Source organism: Paenibacillus alvei DSM 29 (genome assembly GCF_000293805.1).
Lineage (GTDB): Bacteria > Bacillota > Bacilli > Paenibacillales > Paenibacillaceae > Paenibacillus_B > Paenibacillus_B alvei.
Genome location: NZ_AMBZ01000003.1, coordinates 470,783 through 496,061, shown reverse-complemented (window position 1 = coordinate 496,061; position 25,279 = coordinate 470,783). Strand labels below are relative to the sequence as shown.

The following is a 25,279-nucleotide window of genomic DNA, read 5'->3' as shown; positions in this document are numbered from 1 at the left end:
GATTTTTAACTTTGTTTATAGAGTTTGTTATCTTCGCTCTTTCGGGCCACCAACGAATGCTTCTTCCAAGGAGTCCAAGCCATAGCCTGTATGAAGAGCACGAATAATCTCATGTAAGTTGTCCGCTGCCACAACACAGGATACTTTGATTTCAGAAGTACTCACCATTTTAATGCTGACTCCGGTTTTGGAAATAATGTTGAACATTTTAGCTGCAACACCCGGGTGGCTGACCATACCTGCACCTACAATCGAGATTTTTACTAAATCCCGTTCTGATGTGACCTGACGGTACGGAACCTCGCTGCGAATGTTCTCAATGACTGCAACTGCCCGCTCGCAATCAGCAAGCGCTGTCGTAAAGGAGAAGTCGGCTTCACCGTTCAATACGCCACTCTGTACAATAATGTCAACATCTATTTGTTCATCGGCAAGCGCTCCGAACACATTAGCCAATACTCCTGGCAAATCAGCAACGCCCAAAATGCTAATACGCGCTACATTTTTATCATATGCGATGCCGCTAACGACTACACCCTGTTCCATTGTTGCTTCCTCCTTCACGATCGTTCCCCCATTGTAGGTAAAGCTGGATCGAACAACTAAACACACTGAATTGTGCTTCGCATATTCAACTGCACGCGGGTGCAGCACCGCTGCTCCGAGGTGAGCCAGCTCCAGCATCTCGTCATAGGATATTTCCTTCAGCTTGCGGGCACAGCTTACGATTCGCGGATCTGTAGAATAAATGCCGTCCACATCCGTATAGATTTCACACACATCCGCCTGAATGGCAGCGGCCAGCGCGACGGCAGTTGTATCAGAGCCTCCACGGCCTAATGTCGTAATCTCTCCATCCTCAGACATGCCTTGGAATCCAGCTACGATTACAATTTGACCTTGATTCAAGGCCTGTTTTACTCGCTCCGCTTGAATGTCGACAATACGCGCCTTGCCAAATGTACCGTCTGTACGGAAGCCTGCTTGCCACCCGGTCATCGATACTGCTTGATGCCCAATTTGATGAATGGCCATAGATAACAGTGCAACTGATATTTGCTCGCCTGTCGTGAGCAGCATATCCATTTCACGCGCAGGAGGATTCTCATTCAAGCGTTTAGATTGATCGATTAATTCGTCTGTCGTGTCTCCCATTGCTGATACAACAACAACACACTGGTGGCCTTCTTCTTTTTTTTCTACGATTCGTTTGGCAACCCGCTTCATTCTATCAATATTCCCTACCGAGCTGCCTCCGAATTTCATGACGTATACTGCCACACTGACTCACTCCCACCCTATGAAATAGAAATGCTTGCACTTTCTTTTAGTAGCATATTATAGCACATTTTTTCCATTGTGGTACTTTAAATTGAAAAAGCTCTGAATGCATAAAGCATTCAGAGCTTGATTTAAAATAGCATATTCAACTATTAAGCACGAGAGATGTATTTACCTTCGCGTGTATCGATAAGTAGAACATCGCCTTCGTTAATGAAGAGTGGAACTTGAACGTTCAAGCCAGTTTCCACTGTAGCGTTTTTCGTTGCACCTTGAGCCGTGTTGCCTTTTACGCCTGGCTCTGTTTCAACAACTTTCAATTCAACGTTATTCGGCATATTGATACCAAGGATTTCACCTTGATAGCTTACAATGTTAACGATCATGTTGTCTTTCAAGAAGTTCAATTCCCATTCCAATTGATTCTTGTCCAAAGAGAATTGATCATAAGATTCATTGTCCATGAATGTATACTCGTCGCCACTGTTGTACAAGTATTGTACTTCACGGTTATCGATTTGCGCACGGCCGATTGTTTCACCTGCACGGAACGTTTTCTCTGTAACGTTGCCGTTGCGCAAGTTTTTCAATTTGGAGCGTACGAACGCAGCGCCTTTACCTGGCTTAACGTGTTGGAAATCCAGAACCGTAAAAATATCTCCATCCACTTCTACCGTCAAACCTGTTTTAAAATCGTTTACTGAAATCACTCTAAATTCCCTCCTACATGCATGGCAACCCCGATTAACAGTAATGAAATACGTTCGATGCTCAGTTACGCTACCGGTTAGATATCGGACTGAGCTGCGCCCGTCACTACATGTCTAATACGAGCAGTTGTTTCGTTGATTGTGTTATTATTTCAATCCCGTCTTCCGTAATCACAATATCGTCTTCGATACGTACACCGCCGAATCCTGGAATATAAATGCCAGGCTCCACCGTAACGGTCATACCGGGAGTTAACACCGTATCGCTTCCGAAAGCCAGCCTTGGATATTCATGAACTTCCATGCCCAAGCCATGGCCGGTGCTGTGTCCAAAGTGGTCACCATATCCATAACTCTTAATGATGTCACGAGTCAAGGCATCCGCCTCGCGTCCAGTCATTCCAGGACGGATATGTTGAAGTGCATTCAACTGCGCTTCAAGCACAATATTATAAATTTCATGATGCTTGTCTGTCGGCTTGCCTAGAACAACAGTACGAGTAATATCTGAGCAATACCCGTTGTACAAAGCACCAAAGTCAAGCTTAATGAATTCGTTGCCTTGGATGATACGGTCACTTGCAACACCGTGCGGCAATGCGGATCGCTCGCCAGATGCAACGATCGTATCGAAAGAGCTCGATGTTGCTCCGTTCTTGCGCATGAAGAACTCCATTTCAAGTGCGATATCCTTCTCGGATACACCTGGTTTGAGGAAGCCCAGAATATGGCTGAATGTACGATCTGCAAGCTGTGCGGCCTCGCGCATGATGGCCAATTCTCCCTCATCCTTAATCATGCGAAGATCTTCGATCAGCCCGCTTACAGGCACAAGCTCGATACTTTCAAGCTGAGATTGATACCCTGTATATGTTGCGAATGCCACGTGATCCTGTTCGAATCCAAGACGACTGATCTTCATGTCAGACAAAAGCTGCTTCAGCGTATCTGTCATCTTCGCGCCGTGTTCTATAACCTCAAAGTCCACAGCTTGCTGCGGCGCCTGAGTCATATAACGGAAATCCGTCATCAGCACTGCACGATTCTGCGTTATCAGCACATAGCCGGATGAACCTGTAAATCCTGTCATGTAACGACGGTTCACCGCACTTGTGATGAACATGGCTTCCAAGCCTTTCGTTCCCATTGCTTCTCTTAAACGAGTCAAACGTGATTGGCTCATCTTCTCATCATCTCCCGACTTTGCATTGTTCCGTCACTCTTGAGATTGACCTTCTGTCCGTAATGAAGACACATATTGGTGCAGAGCAGACAATCCCAACTCATAGCTTAATGCTCCGAATCCCGCAATCTGCCCTACCACTACAGGTGCAGTTACAGATACGTGTCGAAACTCTTCCCGCTTATGTATGTTGGACATATGAACTTCCACTGTCGGAATGCGGACGGCGCTTAATGCATCTCTCAGCGCATAGCTGTAATGCGTAAGTGCCCCCGGATTGATTACAATACCGTCGCATGTCCCATATGCCTCATGGATACGGTCTATGAGCGCCCCTTCATGGTTGCTTTGGAAGGATTCCAGGGTAACGCCCCAAGATGCAGCCATCTCTGTAAGCCGTGCTTCAATCGCAGCCAACGATTCGCTCCCGTAGACACCAGGCTCGCGAATGCCGAGCATATTCAAGTTCGGTCCGTTCAATAACAAGTAACAAGCCATGATGATTCCACCTCTCAAGCGTACCGTCAACAGACGAATCCTCACGTATTTTAACATACGATGCAGAAAATGAGAAGCGTCAATACAGCAAATCCCGCATGAGATCACGCATTTCGTTACATGAGCGGTTTCGGATCCCTTCGTTCTTGAAAAGCAGAACCTTCCCTCTCGGATTCCACGTTGTCTGACGAATGTACAACACCGCTGTTTGGCAGAATACCAGAATTATCGCCGCCAGATCCAGTAGAATGCTGCGCATTATCGCCTGTATACCCCGACCCACCTTTCATGTGTAATCGCTCCGCATGATCTGGCTCGCGCTCCTGCTCATTATTGAATTCAGTAGCAACTGTATAGCCGATGAACAGCCCCCAGACGAGCATGATACAAGATTCAGTCCATATCGTATTCCACGTTGTCTTCCATGCCGGAGGCGCGAGGCCAAGCAGAGGCCCAGGCGCAACATACAATAGAATCCACCATACGATCCCAAAAACAATGCCAGGTATCGGGCCTGGTACCTTGCGCAGCATAAGAGTATATACAATGGTAGCTGCAATGGAAAATAAAATGAATCCTCCCCACCCTACAAATTGACCCTGAAGTGTCATGAGATACTTATGCGGATAGAACGGCTCTACAATCATCCCCGGAATTACCGATGTAAAGTGGAAAGTATAGGCGAACCACCGAATCGCTCCCCATATTAGTCCAGCAAAAAAGCCAATTTGAACAGAAAACGATAACGGATCAGTGCGCTTGCCCTGACGTTCAGCCCTTGCTTGCCTTTCATTCATTGCCATTCCTCCCAAGTGTTCATATCAATGTGTATGTAGTATGCACCAACCTAGGCGGTTTACAATCATGGTGTGGAAAACGTCAGCAAAATTCGCTACAATAAAATTATTATAATTTCAACATAGTGAAGTGCTTTTTGCTTGGGGCACTTTCGGTACAAACACAAAGCGTTATTGCATTCAAGATGAGGATGGTGAAGCAGTTGTCAGATCAGAAAGCCATTTACGGCGGACAGGCCGTAATTGAAGGCGTAATGTTCGGCGGGAAGCATGTCAATGTGACGGCAGTCCGTCGCAAAGATAAATCCATTACGTTCTACGAAGTACCAAAGAAAGATAAGCCTTGGGTAGCAAGGTTAAAAAAATTCCGCTTATTCGAGGCATTGTCGGTATATTCGATGCGAGCGCGAAGGGTTATCAGCATCTGAATTACGCGGCAGAGAAATACGCTGAGGATGAAGAAGGAATTGAAGCTGCTGAAGCGGGCAAGGAATCCAAGTGGAACCTGGCGATGATCGTCGGGGTCGCGGTAGTCGGCATTTTATCACTTATCTTTAGTAAAATTATTTTCACAACTGTTCCGGTTGTCATTGAAGAACTAATATTCGGGGCAACATTCAACAACATTGTGATCCACACGATTATCGAAGGGGTCATTAAAATTGCGTTCCTGCTTGGCTATCTGTGGCTTATTTCCAAAACACCTATCGTGAAACGACTATTCCAGTATCATGGCGCTGAACATAAGGTCATTACTGCATATGAAGCAGGCGTTGATTTGACAGTGAAGAATGTTCAGAAATTCAGTACACTGCATTACCGCTGCGGCAGCAGTTTTATTATTTTGTCCGTCATCGTTGGTGTCGTTATTTACTCCTTTATCCCATATGATAATTTATGGGAGCGTATTTATCCGAGGCTGCTGCTTATTCCCGTTGTCATGGGCGTCTCTTACGAATTCCTGCGGTTGACAAACGCCCTACGGGATGTGCCTGTGCTTCGATGGCTTGGCTATCCTGGGTTGTGGCTGCAGCTATTGACTACGAAGGAGCCAACTGACGATCAAGTAGAGGTGTCGATTGCTTCCTTCAATCGCATGCGCGAGCTTGATCGCGAACTGCAATCCAATCAAGCTGTATCTTAATAGCACTACTAACCTATTGACAAGAAGGGATGATGACGATGGTACGACTGCCGCGATGGTTGCTGCTCCTAATGGCTGTGCTGGTTGGAATCGGAATAGTAAGCAGCTTCACACGAGACCCTATATCCATTCTAATTCCCATCGCCATCATTGCCATTGTATTCCTCGTCTACCGGTATGGGCCGAAAAAAATGTAAAAGTAAAGATGTCACCTCGTACAGAAGCAAAGCTGAAAGCAGCACGTACGCCACAAGCGAAGAAGCGCTTAAGGCCCCGATCACAAGCTAAGCTTACGGTTATTGAGGGCAGCAAGGCTAAGAATGAGAAAAGGCAACAGTCCAAATAATCAAAAACAGCGCATCGATAAAGATCGTTCATCGAAGCGCTGTTTTATTTCATACCTTCATTTTTCCACAACAATGCACCTTGTACATCTTCTCATACGCTTCCCTCGTCCACTGATCAAAGAAAGCATTGCCCGCCTTCTTTCCAGACTCATACAGGGCCATGCTCTGCTCTACTGTTAGATCAAAATCTGTTGTTCCGATGCCCAGCGTTGGGATCTTAATTGTACGGAATCGATTCTGTTTATCGATATAGCGTTGATCATGTGCCGATATCATCGTGGACACCATCGCCTGAAGCATCGTAATCAAGCCTGTTATACGGTGAGGCTGCCCCTCCTGCTTCCCGACCATTTGAAAACCGATCGTCGGAATAAGCCGATTCGTGCGCGAGTCGACTTCATCATCGAACAGCCATAGTGGAAAGTTGGAGAGCATCCCGCCGTCCACAATATAGGAGAACTGCTCTGCAAACTTCTTCGTGTGGCCATGTTTTGCTTCAAATGGCGCACGAAGAATAACTGGATCAAAAAAATACGGAATGCTTGTGCTCATCCGTATAGCCTTACTAACAAGGAATTTGGATGGGTCGATTCCGTAGCTAGCAATATCGTCGGGAAGAACAAGCAGACGCCCGTTCGTAATGTCTGACGCGATAATCCGCAACTGCTCCTTTTTCAAATCCCCGAACGTCCGAATCCCTTTCTTCAATAGGCAATCATATACCCACTTTTCAAGCGCCTCACCCGAATACAACCCTTTCTTCCACAGCAAGCGCAATGCCGGCCCAGCCCACATTATTTGGAAAATGGGCGCACGCTGTAAAAAGGAAGAAAACGGCATTTCTAAAATAAGCCGCTCCATTTCTTCTGCTGTATAACCGGCAGCAAGAAATGAGGCTACAATTGAACCTGATGAGGTGCCTGCGACACGGCGAAATGTCATCCCGTGCTGCTCCGCGGAGTGCACCGCACCCACTAACGATATTCCCTTGACTCCTCCACCCTCGAATACCGCATTGATCTGCACGGGAAGCCCCTCCTCGCACACATAAATCTTTTACTTGTATGTATGCTCGTGCAGGAGGGGATATGAATTGATTTAAATTGAATGAATGATTTGTATGATTACGACTTGGTGCTATTTTTCTTCGTAATATTGCTTTAGCTTATCCGAAACTTGCTTTGTGTTTTTCACCAAATCAGAGGCACTGAAGAATATGCTTCCTGCGACTGTGTCTATTCTCGAATTGAACTCAAGCTGCTTAATAAGTACATCTGCGCTGCTCCAATCCGTTTCATTTGCATCAGCAAGCTTATAGGCAGCATGACCAATGTACAGTTCAACTCCTGTGCCAGCCGTCTCTTTGACCCACCAATTCACTAACGTGTCATAGGAAGCAGCCTTGTGTCCGATGTGCCAATATACTTGAGGTGCAATATAATCGATCCAATGGTTCTTGATCCATGTTCTTGTATCTGCATAAAGGTTGTCGTAGCTGCTAAGTCCAGCCTTTGTTGCTGAGCCTGTTGGATCTGCGCTGGAGTTGCGCCATACCCCAAATGGGCTTATGCCAAATTGTACATTTGGCTTCACCGACTTTATCTGCTTATATAGGGATTCAACGAATTCATTAACATTGTTTCTCCGCCAATCTCCCTTGTTATTGAACACTTTGTTATAGCGTTCATATGTATCATTATCCTTAAATGCTTCCTTATCTTCACCATATGGATAGAAGTAATCGTCCAAATGCACGCCATCGATATCATAGTTGTTGACAACTTCCATAATGGAATCAAGCACAAACTGGCGAGCTTCAGGTACCCCTGGATTGTAAATGAGTTTGTTCAAATGCTTTACGACCCACTCTGGATGTTCTTTTGCAGGATGACCATTTACCAGCTTGGATAAATCTCCTTGTACACTTACGCGGTACGGGTTGAACCAAGCATGGAACTGCATGCCCCGCTTATGCGTCTCTTCCACCATGAATTTCAATGGATCATACCCTGGATCCTTGCCCTGTGTTCCTGTCAGCCATTCCGACCAAGGGATCAGCTTCGAGGGATAGAACGCATCAGAGGTTGGCCGTACTTGAACGAACACAGCGTTAATGCCCGATTCTTGTAGCTTGTCCAGCATGCTTGTATATTGCTGCATCTGGCGTTCGGCATTAAAGCCCGATTTCTTCGGATCCTGCGGCCAATCGATATTGTAAACGGTCGATATCCAAGTTCCACGCATCGATTCTGCGTGAATCGCTTCACCGTCCTCTGATCCAATTGTGATGATGCGCTCCTGCTGATTCCAATCTACCTTTAACCCGACACTTTCACTTATGAAACGAAGTGGAACCATTGTTCGTCCAGTGCGCATTGAGGCAGATACGTCCAGCGATACATTTTGACCATCCACCTCCGCATTACTGTCACCAATAGTCAATCGAATCGTATGTCCATCCTTTCGGAACTCGACCTTACGATTTGCCTGATCCCAATCTACAGAAGCTCCAGTGGCCTCCCCAACTGCCCGGAACGGCAACATGGTCACATTTTTGCCGGGCATCAAATAAGGTGCAACATCCGTTCGCAATTGCTTGTTGTTCACAAAAATTCGAATTTCATTGTCTGCCGCCTTCCCCGTGTACGGCATGAATGTACTTAACATAACAGCAGCAAATGTGCCGAGAAGTACCTTCTTAGCTTGATTCATCATTCTGTTTTCCTCTCCCTTGTCCATGTTGAATGAGAAAATGTGTGCTTTCATTTCCCCCTCAACTATTAGACGCAAAAAATAAAACATCTGTTTCGCAAAAAACAGATGTTTTACGAGTCATTATCCAATTCGCTTCGCAAATCGTTCAACGCTTGCAATCGCTGCGGATCTCTACGGAAGAATTCAACGAGTGTCTCGATGCAAGTAATCGAATTCCAGCTTAAATGATGTTCAATTCCTTCCACGTCTGTATAAATATGCTCGTCAGCTACACCGATCAGTGTCAAGAAGTCTTCCAGCAGTTGATGACGATCCACCAATCGCTTGCCGATCTTTTTCCCCTTGCTAGTCAGCACGAGCCCGCGATACTTCTCATAAATAAGATAATCGTCCTTATCCAGCTTCTGAATCATCTTCGTCACAGAGGAAGGGTGAACTTCCAATCCTTCTGCGATATCGGATACACGCGCATATCCTTTTTCATCAATTAGTTTATAGATGCGTTCCAAATAGTCTTCCATGCTTGGTGTAGGCATCAAGCGTCCCTCATTTCATTCCACGTTACACGACTTGTCCAGAAGCGCCTCCTGCTTATAACACGTTCCTAATTTCACATTAGACCCAAAAAACCACTTAAAATTAGGAATGGAAGCAAGCATATTCATATACGGAAATATTCGTGTATATTTAAGTTTACATGGTTTCGAGAACAAGTTCAACCTTACAACCGATTTCGGTGTCATTTAATAAGTTGCTAGGAGCTGCGGGATCCCGCAAAAAGACCGCGCCATCCGAAAGAAATAGAGGGTCGCGGTCTCAGAATAAATGCCAGATTATGTAATCCCTTCATTTACGTAAGTCTTCTCATCCAATCTGGTGTAATTTGCTGCAGCCAGATGTTGAGTTGGCTCAAGTGGTCTGTGAACAAGAGTACACCCATGACGATCATAATCGCCCCGCCTATCTTCATCATCACGCCTGAATATTTCGTAAGCCATCGGGTGGAACCAATAAAGAAGGATAGAATGAAGAAAGGCAATCCAAAACCAATACAATAAGCAGTAATCATCAAAAGTCCTGTGCTCGGCTCCGAGGCACTAAGTGAAATAATCGCAGTTAAAATCGGGCCAATACAAGGCGACCATCCCGCGGAAAATCCCATTCCGAACAAAAAAGACCCAAAGTAGCCGCTCTTCTGCCCAAAGTTCATCTTACGTTCCTTCATTAAGAGCTGTGGTTGAAATACTCCGAGTAGTACAAGTCCCATAATAATAATGAAAATAGCTGATATTTGACGAATTAAATCCCGGTATTCAGCCAAGAAGGAACCAATTAACGTTGCACCCAAGCCCAGCGTGTAGAAGACTACACTAATACCAAGGATGAAAAACAAGGTGTGTGTAATCGTTTTCCAACGCACTTCACGTTTATTTTGCTTATCCTTCAATTGACCGACAGACATACCTGTAATGATAGAAATATACGTTGGATATAGTGGCAAACAGCATGGAGATATAAAGGATACTAATCCAGCCCAAAATGCTATCCACACCGTAATATGACCCAACCGCTTCGCCTCCCCGTATTAGTCGCTGCCCTAGCAGGAGGAGGACAGATGCTGCTTCACACCCGAATTCCTCTTCTTGCTATCAATGTCAATATTAACACGGCAATGAGCAATAGGACAATCGTAGCTCCTGGAGCCAAATTCCAAATTCCTGCCGTCAGCAAGCCGCCGACAACAGCAGCTTCAGCTACGAGTACGGAAACGGTAACAGACTGCCTGAAGCCTTTAGCTACAAATAAACTAATTGCAACAGGTATTGTTAACAAGGCGGATACGAGAAGCGCACCGACAATTTTGATCGCAGCACTAATGACAAGTGCGGTCAGCACCGTTACAGCAATATTGAGCATTCGCACAGGTAGACCATTTACCGCGGCTGCATCTTCATCGAATGTAAGCAGGAACATCTCCTTGAAGAATAGAAGCAGGAACACAATTACAATAAGGGTGACTACCCCAACAACAATTAAGTCCGTACCATTCAACGTATAGATACTGCCGAACAAATAGTTATTCACATTGGCACTAAAGTTCATTCCTAATGTAAAGAAGAGCGATGCCAATGCAACACCGCCTGACATGATGACGGCTATAGATAGCTCTGCATATGTTTTGTAAGCCTTGCGCAGCTTCTCAATCGCAATCGCCCCAATAAGCGCAAATACCAAGCCCATGGCGAGCGGGTACACACCTAGCAGAAATCCGAGAGCGACCCCAGCGATTGTAACATGAGCCAGCGTATCGCCTATCATAGACAAACGACGCAGTACAAGGAACATTCCCATAAGCGGCCCAATGGCGCCGATCAATAAACCTCCGATCAGAGCTCGTATAAAAAAATCAGATTGTATGATGTCCAGCAATGACAACGTCCCCTTTATTTCAATTCCAGGCAAAGCACGGCACTGTTTCCGTTAAAGCACGCCATGTGCCAAATCCGGTTCCGAGCATTGCACATTGTGCGAATGCTTCACGTAAAAGTTCAGCTTGCCGCATGTTCCCTTCGGATCGCAGCCGAGCCATGAATTTACAAGATCCATATCGTGAGACACCATAACAAATGTCATATGATGATGCTCATGCAAATGCTGCAGCAGATTGAAAAAGTCCTTTTGCGTTTCCGTATCGATGCCTACGGTTGGCTCATCCAGAATAAGCAGCTCCGGTTTGTTCACCATTGCTCGCGCTAAAAATACCCGCTGCTGCTGTCCACCTGATAGCTGACCGATTCGCTTATCCGCCAAATCCTCTACCCTCATCACACGCATCGCATCGCGGCATTGATTGATTTCCTCCTGCTTCAGCCGCCGAAACATACGCCGGCGATTGTACATGCCGGATTGCACAACCTCCATCACAGTAGCTGGAAATAGAGGGTTAAAGGAGTTCTTCTGCGGTACATAGCCAATCCGATCCCATTCTTTGAACCGATTGATCGGCGTACCGAACAGATTAATCTGCCCTGATGTCGGCTTGAGCAGACCCACCATAAGTCGTAACAGCGTCGTTTTGCCGGCGCCATTCGTACCGATGACGCCTACAAAATCCCGTTCGTATACTGTGAAGTTGACATCACGTAGAACCGATTGTCCTTCATAGTTGAAGCCAACATTCTCTATTGATATCACCTGATTGTGGCAGGTGTCCGTCACATTCATCATTGTGCCCTCTCTCTTCCTTGCACGTTCCATTCTTGCGTGCAATTGTCCTTAGCGGACTGTGATCCATTACTCCATTTATTGTAGCGCGACAAGGAGATTTTGCAAGTTGCGTTCCATTAGCGTCAAGTAATTATCACCTTGTTCAGCTTGCTGTTTCGTCAGCCCCTCAAGAGGGTTCAGTACTAATGTGCTCACACCCGCTTCACCAGCCAATGTATTCGCTAATTGATCCGACACAAGCTCCTCAAAGAATACGTACTTCAAGCCCTTTTCCTTCACTAACTTCGATAGCTTCACCAAATCCTGCGCTCTCGGCTCAGCATCTGGAGTGATGCCCATTATCGCATGCTGAGTCAATCCATAATCGCGGCACAAGTAGCCAAACGCATGATGAGATACAACGATTTCGCGCTGCTTCAAAGAGCTTAGCTTATCCGAATATGATTTATCAATCAATTCAATTTTCGTTCTTAACTTCTCATAATTTGCTTCATACTCGCTCTTATGTGCTCCATCAGTCTGAATAAGTGCATCCTTAACATTGCTTGCCATCGTTAGCGCAGACTTAGGACTAACCCAAGTATGGGGATCAGTGCTTCCATGGTCGTGACCGTGCTCATGCCCATGCTCGTTCTCGGACGCTTCACCCTCACCTTCATGATGATCATGCTCGCTTCCATCTGCTTCAATAAGCGGAATTCCTTTACTTACTTCGAGTATCTTCACTTGGGAAGAGGAATCCAAGCCCTTCGTGAAGTCATCCAGCCAAGTTTCAAAACCTGCACCATTCACCAGCAGCAGTTGTGCATTTGAAGCATTATGCAAGTCGCGGCTCTTTGGTGTCCAATCGTGCGGCTCAATTCCAGTTGGAATCAAATTAATCGTATTTACATGCTCGCCGCCAATCTGTTCAGTAAGGAAAGCAATGGGATAAAAGCTTGTAACGACATTCAGTTTCCCTTCAACAATACTAGACTGCGTTCCTTGCGTACAGCCTGCCAAAATCAAGGCGAGGCCGCACAAAGCTAGTAAGGAATGGCGCAGTTTTTTATATTTGCTCATTAGCTTCATCAAATAACTCCTTCTGCGTAAGTATGTATCGTACGCATGTTGATTTTCTGTAATTCGTAATGATTACTATTAAGATTATAAAAAGGCTTCTGTCCCTTGTCAATCCTTACTTTTCAAATAAACAACATTACTCTTCTTCATCCCATATTAAAATAGAGGTTACAACATTGTAAGGTACTCTCTTTCATGTTACTCTTTGACATCATTGATAGACGATACTAATATGATAGAGTGTCTGTTCCTTTTTATCTGACACCATTACAAATTTTAAAAGATGAATTAAGGAGTGAATGATTTGGATTGGATAGAATGGCTGAAATATGCCGTACTCGGATTGGTACAGGGTTTCACTGAGCCAATACCAGTATCGTCGAGCGGTCATTTGGTTATCGTTGAGCGACTATTCGGATTACATATCGAAGGACTCGGTTTTGAGGTGCTTGTCAATTTTGCCTCCTTGCTAGCTATTTTGCTCATTTATCGCAAAGATATCGTACGATTGGCCGTGAATACGTTCCGCTTCCTGTTCACACGCGCTCAGGATGCCAAAGATGACTTCATGTTCGTTATTTATTTGATACTCGCTACGATCCCAGCAGGGATTATCGGGGTCGTGTTTAAAGATACGATAGCTGATGTATTCAAGGGCGTTAAAGTTATCGGTGTTACATTGCTCGTAACCGCACTTGCTCTGTGGTTAATTCGCAACTTGCGCGGTCGTAAAGGGGATAAGGATTTATCCTTCGGCGAAACGTTCATCGTAGGTTTGGCGCAAGCCGTAGCTCTCATCCCAGGCATTAGCCGTTCCGGCTCGACCATCGTTGCTGCAATGGCTCTTGGCTGGAAACAGGAAACAGCGCTACGCTTCTCCTTCTTCCTGTACATTCCGGTTAGCGTTGGAAGCATGATTCTCGAAGGCAAAGATATGATTAAGGATCCGACACTTGGACAAATGATGATTCCTTATTTGCTCGCCTTCCTATGTTCCTTTGTCGCTTCTTACTTTGCCTTAAAATGGTTCATGGGCATTATGGCTCGCGGCAACCTGAAATGGTTCTCACTTTATTGTGTACTTGCAGGGCTGTTCGTCCTATTCTTTGTTAATTAAAAATTGTTCGACAAAAGAAAAGGCCGGGATCATTCGATCCCGGCCTTTTTCATATATGATTAGCGGGCCTTCACGTTCCCGCCATTGTAATTGTAATTCGGTATAATCATGATCAACTTGTGATGATCGTTACTTTACAATCGCACCGTTCGGCATGCTGTCTGGTACGGTAGCAAGCGTTAATTGACCATCCTTCGAAGCAGCCAAAATCATGCCTTGGGACATAACACCACGCAGCTTCACAGGCTTCAAGTTCGCTACACAGATTACTTTGCGTCCGATCAGCTCTTCCGGTTTATAATATTGTGCGATTCCAGATACAACCTGACGCTGTTCATACCCCATATCCAATTCCAAGCGCAGAAGCTTATCTGCCTTAGGTACAGGCTCACAATGCGTAACCTGAGCAACACGCAGCTCTACCTTGGCAAAATCGTCAATTGAAATTTCTTCCTTCACATCATCAGGCTTAGCTGACACAGTCTCTCCTGAGCCTGCATTTTTGTCTGCCTTTGCCTCAGCTGATTCTTCAACTGCTGGCTCTGCCTTCTTGCCGCCATTCATCGATTCCGCAATAATTTGTACCTCTTCTGCCACTTCTAGACGAGGGAAGATTGGATCGCCCTTCACAACTTTCGTACCACTCGGGATTGCTCCAAATGTGCGGACAGATTCCCAAGCCGTAATTGCACCGGCCTCCAAACCGAGCTGACCCCATATTTTCGTTGGAGCTTGTGTCAAGAATGGCTGCAGCAAAATGGAGGAGATGCGAAGGCTTTCGGCCAAATGCGACATTACCGAAGCCAGCTCACTACGCTTCGACTCATCCTTCGCAAGCGCCCATGGTTGTGTCTCATCAATATATTTGTTTGTGCGGCTAATGAACTGCCAAATGGCAGTCAACGCCACGGAGAATTCCATATCCTCCATAGCTGCTTCCACCTTATCAACGGTCTGTGCAGCAAAGGCCGCAATCTCGCCGTCGAAGGCAGTCACTTGACCCGCATAGGCAGGAATTTCACCGTCAAAGTACTTTTGAATCATGGCAACGGTACGGTTAAGTAAGTTCCCCAAATCGTTAGCTAAATCGAAGTTAATACGCTCAACAAATCCTTCTGGCGTAAATGTTCCATCAGAACCGAACGGCACCTCACGAAGCAAGTAGTAACGCAGCGCGTCCAAACCATAACGATCGATCAGCATAACCGGGTCGACAACGTTGCCTTTGGACTTGGACATTTTGCCGTCCTTCATTAACAGCCATCCATGCCCAAAAACTTTCTTCGGAAGCGGAAGATCAAGCGCCATCAGCATAATTGGCCAGTAAATGGTATGGAAGCGAATGATCTCTTTTCCAACCAAATGAACATCGGCCGGCCAATACTTCTGATACAACTCGTCATTGTCCGAACCGTAGCCGAGTGCCGAAATATAGTTGGAAAGCGCATCGATCCATACATAAACGACATGCTTCGGATCTCCCTTAACTTTAACGCCCCAGTCAAAAGACGTACGGGAAACAGCAAGGTCTTCCAAGCCCGGCTTAATGAAGTTGTTAATCATTTCGTTTTTGCGGGACTCCGGCTGAATGAACTCTGGATTCGCTTCATAGAATTCGAGCAGTCGATCCGCATATTTGCTCATCCGGAAGAAATAGCTCTCTTCCTTTACCAGCTCCACGGGACGGCCGCAATCCGGGCAGTTGCCGTTATCGAGCTGACGCTCAGTGAAGAACGATTCACACGGTGTACAATACCAGCCTTCATAAGCCCCCTTGTAAATGTCTCCTTGCTGAACCAAGCGGTCAAAAATCTCTTGAACGACCTTCTTATGGCGTTCTTCTGTCGTACGGATAAAATCGTCATACGAAATATCGAGCTTATTCCACAGTTCCTTGATCCCACTGACAATATTATCTACGAACTGCTGTGGGGTAACCCCTGCATCTTGTGCTTTGCGTTCAATCTTCTGCCCGTGCTCGTCTGTACCCGTCAAATAGCGGACATCGTAGCCGCGCAACCGCTTATAGCGAGCCATTGCGTCCCCTGCTACCGTTGTATACGCATGGCCGATATGCAGCTTGTCACTCGGATAATAAATAGGTGTTGTTAGGTAAAAAGTGTTGCGTTTTTGACTCATTGTTCGTTCATCCTCCTCAGCATAAGCTTCTTCGTGGAAGCATATCCGATGTTGTCCTTTATGCACTTCGAAAAAACAGAAAAAGCCCTCGCCCAGCTTGGGACGAGAGCTATATCTCACGTGGTACCACCCAATATTCCCGCCTGCGTATGGAACATCAGACGGCTTCATTGTGACCGGAATGCAGTCCGGCCAAGCATTCGTTAACGGGAATGATGCGCCGACAGCTTGCGGCAATAGCCGCTTAGGACAGCTTGCTCGCTCACTATCGGTTCCTCCCGGACCATGTTCAGAAGAGCTTCCATACCGGCTTCCAGCAATACCGGCTCTCTGTAATGGATTTCTCAGCTTACTTATCCGTTCCTCGGAGATATTGATTTCCAATTATGTGCATCCTACAACTAATCTTCAATATAAATCACGAACTGTCCCTCTGTCAAGGACGCTTCGGCGGAACCTTATCTACTCCTCCGGGATGGAAAGGATGACATTTGACTATTCGCTTTACGGTTAGCCAACTCCCCTTCCATGGCCCATGAACCTCCAGTGCTTCCATCGCGTATGTAGAACAGGTTGGATAGAAGCGGCAAGTGGGCGGCTTCAATGGAGATATCCATTTGCGATACGCCCTGACCGGAGCCTGGGCGATTCTTGTTCCCAAGCTGCGTCTACTGCGAGGAGCAGACTCATGATTATGATGTCCATCTTCATCTTTGGAACTGCATGACTTATTTCCATCTACCTTCATAGAGCATTCCCACTCGTATTCGGAGCAGGCAATGATGTATGAGTGTCCTTGTCGGTGCAAGCAGCACAATATCCGAACACTTCGAATTTATGCTGAACGACCTGAAATTTTTCAGGGACATCTGTTTGTGACATTGGACAGAAATGAATCGGATAAGTCTTCTCACACTGCAAACAGATCATATGATGATGATGATGCCCATCCGCACAAGTTACCCGGAACTTGACTCCATCCTCGAACACGACCTGTTCCAATATTCCCAGATCGAACATAATTCGCAAGTTGCGGTATACCGTATCAAAGCTTAAGCCAGTATAACGCTTCCCCATAAATTCGTATACATCTTTTGGTGTTAAATATCCATCTGTGTCAGCGAACAGTTTCGCCAAGGTTCGACGCTGATCCGTAATTCTCATTCCTGAATCAGCCATTTTCTCTATGATTTGCTCTGTCTTTAGCATCGAAGTCCCTCCTCTATGATGTGGAACCCGTCTCTATTATAATGCGCTATTCCATGCTGTAAAGTCAAACGTGAAGTATAGAAAAAGGACTGCCCCCGCTCCAATGGAAGTCAGGACAGTCCGCTTAAAATCGGATATGCAAATAGGTCTACGAATTTAAATGAATATTGTCATTATTGCATGATAAATGCGAATTAGGATTTCGGTTTAGGAAGCGGTGTGAATACCAAATTAACTGGCAAATTGCTTCCTGCCGCCGAAGAGAACAGTAATTCGACTGATTCCTCATAATCGCCAGTGCGATATAAGACACTTGCTTCATTTGCGCCTTTTAATGAACCGTTCGTTGGCGTTTGTACGGTTTTACCATTAACAAACATGCCTCCTGAATACGATCCTCCACGTGAATTGAAGGAGATAAGAGTATGAGGCGCTACCTTATTCATACGGATTCGGTACAGCACGCCATAATTTCCTTTATTGCGTTGATCTTCCAGCGTAATCATGTCACTACCCGCTATATCTTGTTCAGCATCAGCAAGTATAAGGCGACTAACTTGTTCGCCAACCGTTTCATCCACAGTTAAAGTTATATCTGCATTATCATATGTGCCACGGATATGTTCGTCCTTATCCAGGAACGGCAAAGTCGGCAATGCTTTGAACACATCTTTATCTGCATCGATACCAACGACTGTATATTCAACCATGCTGTCCGCATAGACATCAGCGTAAAGGGTAAATACTTGCCCCGGCTTGAATGAGATTTGGTTCAATTCAGGAACAATAATCTTCATTTCGTTCGGTTTCAAAGTCGTTTCAGTCGTCTTTTCTTCTGCGAAGGATTCGAAATAACGAACAGTTCCCATCTTACCCGTCTGCTGCGGGCTAGTGCTCGGCCCGGCGATACCCATATGCTGTACGGTCAAGGTAGAAGTGTGATCTGAGATATTTTGAGCCAAAATATAAAATCTCATATTTTTATTAGATTTAGAGTTATTAATATGGTGGGCGAATACTCGTGCTCCCCCCGCAACTCTATCTTGATATAGAATCCCGTCTGCTTTTACATTTTCTGGGCTGTTCGAGCGATACAGCGTGCGTCTTTCTGTCGAAATTTTCGGCTTTATCACTTGCATGCTCAGAACCGAAGTCCCATCTATCGGATAGATGTCTCCAGCCGGGGTAAATAATCTGTTAAAATCATCGAACGAGTACAATACTTCATCCGTTATGTTAATCGTTTGGCTAACTTCAGCCGTTAGACCATATTTGTTCGTCACTTTCAGCGTAATCGTCTTCTCGCCAGGCTCGAAGAATGCCGGTTGTTTGTTCGTCCACTCGCGCTTCAAGTTCGTATCTTCTTCATCCGTACTCAAATCATCATAATTGATAGGCTCACCCATTTTATATGTTGTCTTATCTGTACGGAAGCTTGCTACCGGCGGCGTATGCGGCTTCTGGACATTGATTGTTTGGGAATACGGATCACTCCACTCTCCATCCTCATCACGTACGCGCAATGTAATGGTATACGTACCTGGCTGGTCGTAGATTTCTTGCAATCCCTCCCAGTCCGTTTCAACAATTTGACGGCCGAGCGGATGTGTCGATTGATCCGTTATCGTTACGCGGGTTTCACCTGCAATGATATCCGTTTCGTTGACTTTGAACTTCGCAACAGGCTGCGCACTAAGCTGAATGATGATACGCTTGCTTGCTTGCTCCCACTTATAAGGAATTCCCATTGCATCCATCGCTGAAGTTACAGGAACCATGAACACATCTTTTTGAATATAGGAAGCGCCCTTCATTTTTGTTGGTACGCCATTTACACGATAATCTGCACTGCCCATTTTGTAGCGCAGCTCTTTATCACCGTTTTTGATGATCGTTTCCTTCGTTTTGTTGTCAAAATCCAATTTGAATCCAAAACGATCAATCAACGAACGAATCGCGATATAGGATACACCTTTCTTGATGGTAATTGGCTGTGGAGACGTGTATTCATTTCCGTCTTGATAAATTTTATTGCTGTCAGCTATCAGGACTACGACATTCTTGTCATACTCCCCAGGCAGTACAGGCTGAACACGTGCTTGGGATACTTGTTGTTTATCTTGGCTGTTTAACTGCTTATCTTGCTGAACGTCTTGATTCTCATCTTGTTGCTTACTATTATCTTCTGTTGTGCTCGTAGATGTATTGGCATCGACTGCACCACTTACCTCAGTTCCTGTCGTTCCCTCTGCTGCAAAGACAGGAATTACTGTGAACAATTGCACTGCGGCTACACAGGCAACGAAAAACTTTTTCCAAGATTTCATAGTAAACGTCCTACTCCTCATCCATCTTTTATTCGAAATGTTAACGCATTCTGTATGATTGAACATAGTTATAGACGCACGACTTTACGAAAAGTTTCTATTTTGGCATTCTTTTTTTCAGGAATAATTAATGTAAGTAAATTTTTAGTCATCATTCTAGCAAACACCATTTTTCATTCCATTTGTCCGAAAAAATAAAGACCTGCACCTTCGGTACAGGTTCTGAGATGGGTTCTATTTACTTGTTACAAAAAGAAGCGCTATGTCCAAATGAATATTGTTCAGAGATCGTAACTGGCAGCTTGCCCTTTGGCTCTGTTATGCCTAGAAGCACATTTCCCAATGCCTTCATTGCGGCAGGTCGATTTTCATAGCAGCACAAATACGTAGGTGCATCCGGGAATTGATTCAGGTCATATGGATTACGAGTCGATGCAACCACAACACGTATGCTGCTGCGTGCCAGTAAAGCGTTTACAACATCCACCTGTCCTTGATGCAACGTCGACACTGGATTGTAAGTCAAAACAACAATTTGACTATATCCTTCCGTATTCGCCAGAATTTCATTTACCTCAAAAGGCTCTGGATCATTATTGATACGCAGTATCTCCACATGCTGCATATGCGGTTCTAGTGCAGAGGCCAGTGTGTACTCCTGTACAATAAGATCATCTACCTCGGAGCGCGTACGTACCTGAGGCCAAATGACAAGTGTTTTTGCACTACGATCTAGAGGCAATGCTCCCGCATCATCCTTTACAAGCGTTGTACTGTCTTCGAACATCTGATCGACCGACGCCTTGGATTCAGGTGTTCCAAGGTAAGCGAAGAAATCAGCAGCGACTTCGCTATTTTCTCCCATATGACGCTTATTCTTCAATGTGATAATGCGATCAATTGATTCGTCGATCCGAGATTCGGCAATACGCCCCGAACGTACAGCTTCGCATAATGCTTGAATGGATGCTACTTGCTCTTCGTACGTATGGCTGACAAGCAATATATCTGCACCCGCTTCCACTGCACGAACCGCACCTTCCGCCACACCGACTTCCTTCGATATCGCATGCATTTCCAAGCAATCCGTTACGATCAAGCCATGATAGCCTAACCGCTGACGAAGCAGCTTCGTCAACACATTATATGACAGGGTTGCTGGAATCGCATTCGGCTCAAATGCCGGGAAAATTACATGAGCGGTCATAATGCAATCTACGCCTTCTCGAATCGCTTGGACAAACGGTGCAAGCTCTACAGCAACAAGGCGTTCTTCATCATGCGGTACAGCGGCAAGCCCGTGATGTGAATCGACAGCCGTATCCCCATGTCCCGGGAAATGTTTGGCTGTTGCCGCTACATTTGCCTCCTGAAGTCCACGAATTTGTGCAGTTCCAAGCTCGGCAACCAGATCAGGACGCTCACTGTACGAACGAACGCCAATCACCGGATTCTCAGGATTGTTGTTCACATCAAGACTTGGAGCAAAGTTCATGTTAATGCCAAGCCGCAACAATTCCTCCCCGCAAATATGCGCAGCTTGATAAGCGTGCTCAGCACTGCGAGTCGCGCCAATTGTCATATTGCCTGGAATAAGCGTAATATCATCCCAGTCAATGCGGGCAACCATACCGCCTTCTTGGTCAATACTGATAAACAGCGGTATATTCGTCTGCTCCCGTGAAATCTCCTGCAGTTGATGAGACAATGCACTGACCTGTTCTTTGCTCTCAACATTGCGGCGGAAGTAAATAATACCTCCAACATGATACTCCTTAATCAAGGAGCGAATATTGTCATTTACCTCGGTCGTTGCAAAGCCGCACATCACCATTTGGCCGATCTTTTGCTCAAGCGTCAGTTGAAGTTTACTCATCTTACTCATCCCATCCTTTTCGTATAGTGAAACTCTGATGTGATTCATTTAAGCGTTATCATTTTCCCGTCTGAACGGCTTCTTCACGATACTCAGTAGGCTTTTTCCCTGTATACTTCTGGAATACCTTGGAGAAGTACCTCCGTTCTGAATATCCAACAAGCGCACCAATTTGCGTAATGCTCTTGTCTGTCGTGCGTAGCAGGGACATCGCCAGCTCCATCCGCTGACGCGTCACATATTCAACAAACGTTTCTTCGAAATGATTTTTGAACAACAAACTGAAATAACTGCAGCTGATTCCCAAATAATCAGCCATCTCCTCAACGCCGATATCCGATCCCAAATTGCGGTGAATGTAGTCCTTGGCTGATATCATAAGCAACTCGCTCGACTTTTTGTTCATCGCGTGTTCCTTCGTATGATCAACAAGCTCCATGATTGCACACATTAAGTCCTTGACACTCATCATATGCTCAAGCTTGTTCCACATCGCTTCTTCTTCCTGTGGTGAGACCAGTTCCCATTCCCTCATCTCACGAATCAAATGGATAATCACATAGTGCAGGAACGTCTCCGCTCGAACGATAGACTGTTCGGACATATACATGAGGCTGGACTGAAGCGCATGCATTCCGTCGTCTACCTTGGATCGGTCATTCTGCTTCATACCCGCAACAATATCCTCAACCAATTGCCACTGCGACACGGAGGCCGCCTGCCTTGCTACTGAGCCTTCATCAACAGATACGAGCTGCTCATCAGCGGTATGCAAAATAAGAGTGCGCTGCAAGCGCTTATACGTATGTGCCAAGCTCATCAGCGGTATTGGCCCGTTATCCCAAGCAAGGCTTACGGTCAACTTCACATGGCTGTGGACAGCCTGCTGAATTTCCTGAGCCCAACGCTCCATATCTACCGATGTCACTTCATACTGGTCACGATAGCATTGGAGAAGCACGCACCACTCCCCTTCACGCATTTGCAATACCGCATACTTATTCCAATCATCAACAATCGCATCCTGAAGCACATTACGAACTGCAAAGTTCCACAGCTTGCGCTCGTTGTCACTCCATGAGGCACTGCGCTGTGCATAGCCATCCAAGTCAACAAGCAGCAGAGAGTAAGCCAGCTTCTCAATCGGCTGCTCCTCATCGACCATGAAGGCCGCGAGTGCTCCATTGGAAAATCCCATAAGAACATCGAACATCATCTTTTCGTACGCAAGACTGATCATACGGCCCCAACGCCGTTCTGTTAGCTTCTTCTCCAGTTGTCTTGCGCGCACCAGATCGGCAAGCTTCTTTACAGTTAGCTCAAGCTCATCGTAGTTAATCGGCTTTAATACGTAATCCCGAACACCGTGCTGCATTGCAATGCGCGCATACTCGAATTCCTGATAGCCGGTCAGCATCATTACCTCGGCTTCACAACCCATTTTTCGAATTCCTCGCAGAAAGTCCATACCGTCCATAACAGGCATACGAATATCGCATAAAATGATGTCAGGCTCGTGCAACTGAACCATTTCCAGTCCTTCCACCCCATTGCGTGCTGTACCCACCAGTTCAACATTCATTTCATCCCACGGAATAACCAGCTTCAAGTTGTTTAATATCGGAACTTCATCATCAATGAGCAGCGCTTTTACACTCATAACGTATCACCCTGTTCGTATTTCGGTATCACACACTGAATCATCGTTCCCATTTGCGAGGCTGAACAGATGAACAATCCATAGCCTGGGCCATATCGAATGCGCAATCGATCCGCTACACTGCGAACCCCAAGTCCTCTACGTTCCGTATTGTACGACTCGACTTCCTGCGGCAGAACTGATTTCTGCTCGTCGGACAGCATATACTGGAACTTCCTTAATTGTTCATTCGACATGCCGAGACCATTATCCTCTACCCGGATCAGAATCCGCTCCTGATCCTCGTAAGCAGTAATGCGAATCCAGCCTGTATGCTCGATGCCATCGAATCCATGCTGTATCGAGTTTTCCACGAGCGGCTGCAAGGTAAGCTTCATCACTTTGCAATGCATAATGTTCTCGGGAACATCGATTTCGAAGTTGAACAGCTCCTCGAACCTGAACTTTTGAATCTCCAAATAGCTCTTCAAATATTCAAGCTCTTCCCGTATCGTGATTTCCTCTTTATCCTGAATGCTGATCCGAAGAATATTGCCTAGACGATATACCATTTGGCTTACCTTTCGGCCTTCGTTCTGGATAGCCAGCACATTTATTGATTCAAGGGTATTAAATAAAAAGTGCGGCTTAATCTGCGCTTCCAGCACACGCATTTCCGCTTTATTTTTTTGCTGCTGCTCATTTTTCACTTGGTCAATAAGACCGGATACTCGTTCAATAAGACTATTGAATCCATGAGAGAGCATTCGCAGCTCATCCCGCCCCTCCTCAACGACGCGAGCGTTCAAATCCCCATCCTCCACTCTCCGCATAAAGCGAACAATTCGTGTAATATTGCGTGTGATGCGATTCGTAAATAGCAGGTTGAACAATAGAGCACCTAAAATACAAATGAGTAAAATTGTCGAGACCCATTTCAGAAATACGACCATCTCTTTCGAGAGAGAGCTCCAATCGCGTACAGATATTAAATACCAGCCATAATCGCTCATCGGATGGTACGTAATTACACTTTCACGTTCCCCGAATTTATCCTTGTAGCTTACATAGGTATTCTCGAACTTCACTGGCTTAGAAGCATAATCGGCGATCATTTGGCCTGTTAGCTGCTTCGAGTTGTCATATAGAATGCGACCATCCTGACTAACGATAAAAAATTTCGTATTTTCCATCTGATCAGCCGTGTAAAATTTATTGAAAAAGGTGTCTAGATCCCAGTTTTTAATCTGGATAATCGAAATGCCAAGCGGCTTCAATGTTGATAAATCCTTCACAACCCGAATTTGCGTAAAGACCTGCTCTGAGCCAGTAAGTTCCGGATATTCATTCGGCCCCACCCACAACGGAACACCATTAAGCTCCATTACTCTCTTAAATAAAGGATGATTTTTGAAATCATCAAACGGCATTTCCTTGAAATTTTCTTTGGAGAAAATCGGGATAATGCCTTCTCCCCGCGCGTAAGAGCTAAAATTGTACAAAAAGGCATAGCTAATCGCAGGATGATTGAACAGCAGCTTCCGGAAATTTTGCTGACGTTCGTTCATGCGGATGTAGTCTGTGCCTTTTAACGTGTCATCCAACTGCTTGCTAATTGGCCTGCCCTGCTCATCAACAATATACAGCTTGCCATTATCGTCATATCTTACGACGCTTGAGCTGACCATATCGTGTTCATAAGGGTTGGATGAGGCCAACGCCTTCTGGAACACATTGTTCGCTATGCCAGTGTCGGACACTTTATTGATTTCATCAAATATATAGCCAATGCTGTGGCTCATGGCCCGCATCGAGAATTGTGCTTGCTCACTATATTTCTTTTCTAGCAAATTAAAGGTAATAACAAACGTAATGGTGCCAAGCAATAGCAAAGGGATAATGATAAGCAAAATAAATCCACTGAACATCTTAAATCGTAAATTCATTGTGCACATTACCCCTTTACCCTATCTCTAATCTACTATGAATATAGTAACACGTAAGAGC

At 45.5% G+C, this 25,279-nt stretch carries 21 protein-coding genes and 1 pseudogene; 3 read left to right on the top strand and 19 right to left on the bottom strand.

The genetic code is table 11. The features are described from left to right. Positions 1 to 27 precede the first annotated feature (27 nt). The 5 genes from PAV_RS12590 to PAV_RS12570 form a co-directional block, all read right to left on the bottom strand. On the bottom strand, positions 28 to 1,281 hold the full coding sequence (locus PAV_RS12590; RefSeq protein WP_005546687.1) for an aspartate kinase: 1,254 nt from the start codon (positions 1,279 to 1,281) through the stop codon (positions 28 to 30). Between the two features lie 152 nt (positions 1,282 to 1,433). Next, positions 1,434 to 1,991 (bottom strand): elongation factor P, encoded by a 558-nt coding sequence (efp, locus tag PAV_RS12585; RefSeq protein ID WP_005546685.1) that lies wholly within the window; start codon positions 1,989 to 1,991, stop codon positions 1,434 to 1,436. Between the two features lie 106 nt (positions 1,992 to 2,097). Then, positions 2,098 to 3,174: a M24 family metallopeptidase gene (locus tag PAV_RS12580; RefSeq protein ID WP_005546684.1), complete on the bottom strand. Its 1,077-nt coding sequence runs from the start codon at positions 3,172 to 3,174 to the stop codon at positions 2,098 to 2,100. A 33-nt stretch (positions 3,175 to 3,207) separates the two neighbouring features. Next, positions 3,208 to 3,672: a type II 3-dehydroquinate dehydratase gene (aroQ, locus tag PAV_RS12575; RefSeq protein WP_005546683.1), complete on the bottom strand. Its 465-nt coding sequence runs from the start codon at positions 3,670 to 3,672 to the stop codon at positions 3,208 to 3,210. Between the two features lie 116 nt (positions 3,673 to 3,788). After that, complete coding sequence (locus PAV_RS12570) at positions 3,789 to 4,469, bottom strand: YqhR family membrane protein (RefSeq protein WP_005546682.1); 681 nt, start codon at positions 4,467 to 4,469, stop codon at positions 3,789 to 3,791. Between the two features lie 191 nt (positions 4,470 to 4,660). Here PAV_RS12570 and PAV_RS12565 point away from each other — a divergent pair. Next, positions 4,661 to 5,613, top strand: a pseudogene (locus PAV_RS12565) (DUF1385 domain-containing protein). Between the two features lie 16 nt (positions 5,614 to 5,629). After that, entirely contained in the window at positions 5,630 to 5,959 is a 330-nt protein-coding gene (locus PAV_RS33395; protein WP_238555817.1) for a hypothetical protein, read from the top strand. A 49-nt stretch (positions 5,960 to 6,008) separates the two neighbouring features. Here PAV_RS33395 and PAV_RS12560 read toward each other — a convergent pair whose 3' ends face one another. The 7 genes from PAV_RS12560 to PAV_RS12530 all read right to left on the bottom strand — a co-directional run bounded on the left by PAV_RS12560 (position 6,009) and on the right by PAV_RS12530 (position 12,974). Next, entirely contained in the window at positions 6,009 to 6,986 is a 978-nt protein-coding gene (locus tag PAV_RS12560) for a patatin-like phospholipase family protein (RefSeq protein ID WP_005546677.1), read from the bottom strand. Positions 6,987 to 7,097: 111 nt separating this feature from the next. Beyond that, positions 7,098 to 8,726, bottom strand: a complete 1,629-nt coding sequence (locus tag PAV_RS12555) for a family 10 glycosylhydrolase (RefSeq protein WP_005546674.1) — start codon at positions 8,724 to 8,726, stop codon at positions 7,098 to 7,100. Between the two features lie 59 nt (positions 8,727 to 8,785). Continuing rightward, entirely contained in the window at positions 8,786 to 9,211 is a 426-nt protein-coding gene (gene mntR, locus PAV_RS12550) for a transcriptional regulator MntR (protein WP_005546673.1), read from the bottom strand. A gap of 314 nt (positions 9,212 to 9,525) precedes the next feature. Beyond that, positions 9,526 to 10,242 carry a cytochrome c biogenesis CcdA family protein gene (locus PAV_RS12545; protein WP_005546671.1) on the bottom strand — a complete coding sequence of 239 codons (717 nt, stop codon included), beginning with the start codon at positions 10,240 to 10,242 and terminating at the stop codon, positions 9,526 to 9,528. Positions 10,243 to 10,298: 56 nt separating this feature from the next. Continuing rightward, positions 10,299 to 11,105, bottom strand: a complete 807-nt coding sequence (locus PAV_RS12540) for a metal ABC transporter permease (protein ID WP_040735826.1) — start codon at positions 11,103 to 11,105, stop codon at positions 10,299 to 10,301. Between the two features lie 51 nt (positions 11,106 to 11,156). After that, positions 11,157 to 11,903: a metal ABC transporter ATP-binding protein gene (locus tag PAV_RS12535; protein ID WP_005546667.1), complete on the bottom strand. Its 747-nt coding sequence runs from the start codon at positions 11,901 to 11,903 to the stop codon at positions 11,157 to 11,159. Between the two features lie 75 nt (positions 11,904 to 11,978). After that, a complete protein-coding gene (locus PAV_RS12530; RefSeq protein WP_005546666.1) occupies positions 11,979 to 12,974 on the bottom strand; it encodes a metal ABC transporter solute-binding protein, Zn/Mn family in 996 nt (331 codons plus the stop codon). A 295-nt stretch (positions 12,975 to 13,269) separates the two neighbouring features. On the opposite strand from PAV_RS12530, the gene PAV_RS12525 reads away from it, so the two are divergent. Then, positions 13,270 to 14,082: an undecaprenyl-diphosphate phosphatase gene (locus PAV_RS12525; RefSeq protein WP_005546664.1), complete on the top strand. Its 813-nt coding sequence runs from the start codon at positions 13,270 to 13,272 to the stop codon at positions 14,080 to 14,082. Between the two features lie 129 nt (positions 14,083 to 14,211). Here PAV_RS12525 and metG read toward each other — a convergent pair whose 3' ends face one another. The 7 genes from metG to PAV_RS12495 all read right to left on the bottom strand — a co-directional run bounded on the left by metG (position 14,212) and on the right by PAV_RS12495 (position 25,218). Further along, complete coding sequence (gene metG / locus PAV_RS12520) at positions 14,212 to 16,221, bottom strand: methionine--tRNA ligase (RefSeq protein WP_040735921.1); 2,010 nt, start codon at positions 16,219 to 16,221, stop codon at positions 14,212 to 14,214. 436 nt (positions 16,222 to 16,657) lie between these two features. Then, entirely contained in the window at positions 16,658 to 16,882 is a 225-nt protein-coding gene (gene yidD / locus PAV_RS33390; RefSeq protein ID WP_206703743.1) for a membrane protein insertion efficiency factor YidD, read from the bottom strand. An 83-nt stretch (positions 16,883 to 16,965) separates the two neighbouring features. Beyond that, positions 16,966 to 17,430, bottom strand: coding sequence for a Fur family transcriptional regulator (locus tag PAV_RS12515; protein ID WP_005546658.1), 465 nt, complete (start codon positions 17,428 to 17,430; stop codon positions 16,966 to 16,968). Positions 17,431 to 17,624: 194 nt separating this feature from the next. Then, positions 17,625 to 19,757, bottom strand: a complete 2,133-nt coding sequence (locus tag PAV_RS12510; RefSeq protein WP_005546656.1) for a stalk domain-containing protein — start codon at positions 19,755 to 19,757, stop codon at positions 17,625 to 17,627. A 238-nt stretch (positions 19,758 to 19,995) separates the two neighbouring features. Continuing rightward, a complete protein-coding gene (gene nagZ, locus PAV_RS12505; RefSeq protein WP_005546654.1) occupies positions 19,996 to 21,633 on the bottom strand; it encodes a beta-N-acetylhexosaminidase in 1,638 nt (545 codons plus the stop codon). Positions 21,634 to 21,691: 58 nt separating this feature from the next. Continuing rightward, the gene (locus PAV_RS12500) at positions 21,692 to 23,293 is read right to left on the bottom strand and encodes a response regulator (protein WP_005546652.1); all 1,602 of its coding nucleotides are present in this window, start codon (positions 23,291 to 23,293) and stop codon (positions 21,692 to 21,694) included. Beyond that, a complete protein-coding gene (locus PAV_RS12495; protein WP_040735825.1) occupies positions 23,290 to 25,218 on the bottom strand; it encodes a cache domain-containing sensor histidine kinase in 1,929 nt (642 codons plus the stop codon). The genes PAV_RS12500 and PAV_RS12495 overlap by 4 nt, the downstream gene beginning before the upstream one ends. Between the last annotated feature and the right edge of the window lie 61 nt (positions 25,219 to 25,279).

Coding starts and splice junctions, on each gene's coding strand:
- PAV_RS12500 (WP_005546652.1), bottom strand. CDS start 23,293: ATGAGTGTAAAAGCGCTGCTCATTGATGATGAAGTTCCGATATTAAAC.
- PAV_RS12495 (WP_040735825.1), bottom strand. CDS start 25,218: ATGAATTTACGATTTAAGATGTTCAGTGGATTTATTTTGCTTATCATT.
- PAV_RS12555 (WP_005546674.1), bottom strand. CDS start 8,726: ATGAAAGCACACATTTTCTCATTCAACATGGACAAGGGAGAGGAAAAC.
- PAV_RS12580 (WP_005546684.1), bottom strand. CDS start 3,174: ATGAGCCAATCACGTTTGACTCGTTTAAGAGAAGCAATGGGAACGAAA.
- PAV_RS12535 (WP_005546667.1), bottom strand. CDS start 11,903: ATGATGAATGTGACGGACACCTGCCACAATCAGGTGATATCAATAGAG.
- mntR (WP_005546673.1), bottom strand. CDS start 9,211: ATGCCTACACCAAGCATGGAAGACTATTTGGAACGCATCTATAAACTA.
- PAV_RS12570 (WP_005546682.1), bottom strand. CDS start 4,469: ATGAATGAAAGGCAAGCAAGGGCTGAACGTCAGGGCAAGCGCACTGAT.
- PAV_RS12510 (WP_005546656.1), bottom strand. CDS start 19,757: ATGAAATCTTGGAAAAAGTTTTTCGTTGCCTGTGTAGCCGCAGTGCAA.
- PAV_RS12530 (WP_005546666.1), bottom strand. CDS start 12,974: ATGAAGCTAATGAGCAAATATAAAAAACTGCGCCATTCCTTACTAGCT.
- nagZ (WP_005546654.1), bottom strand. CDS start 21,633: ATGAGTAAACTTCAACTGACGCTTGAGCAAAAGATCGGCCAAATGGTG.
- PAV_RS12515 (WP_005546658.1), bottom strand. CDS start 17,430: ATGCTAAAGACAGAGCAAATCATAGAGAAAATGGCTGATTCAGGAATG.
- aroQ (WP_005546683.1), bottom strand. CDS start 3,672: ATGGCTTGTTACTTGTTATTGAACGGACCGAACTTGAATATGCTCGGC.
- metG (WP_040735921.1), bottom strand. CDS start 16,221: ATGAGTCAAAAACGCAACACTTTTTACCTAACAACACCTATTTATTAT.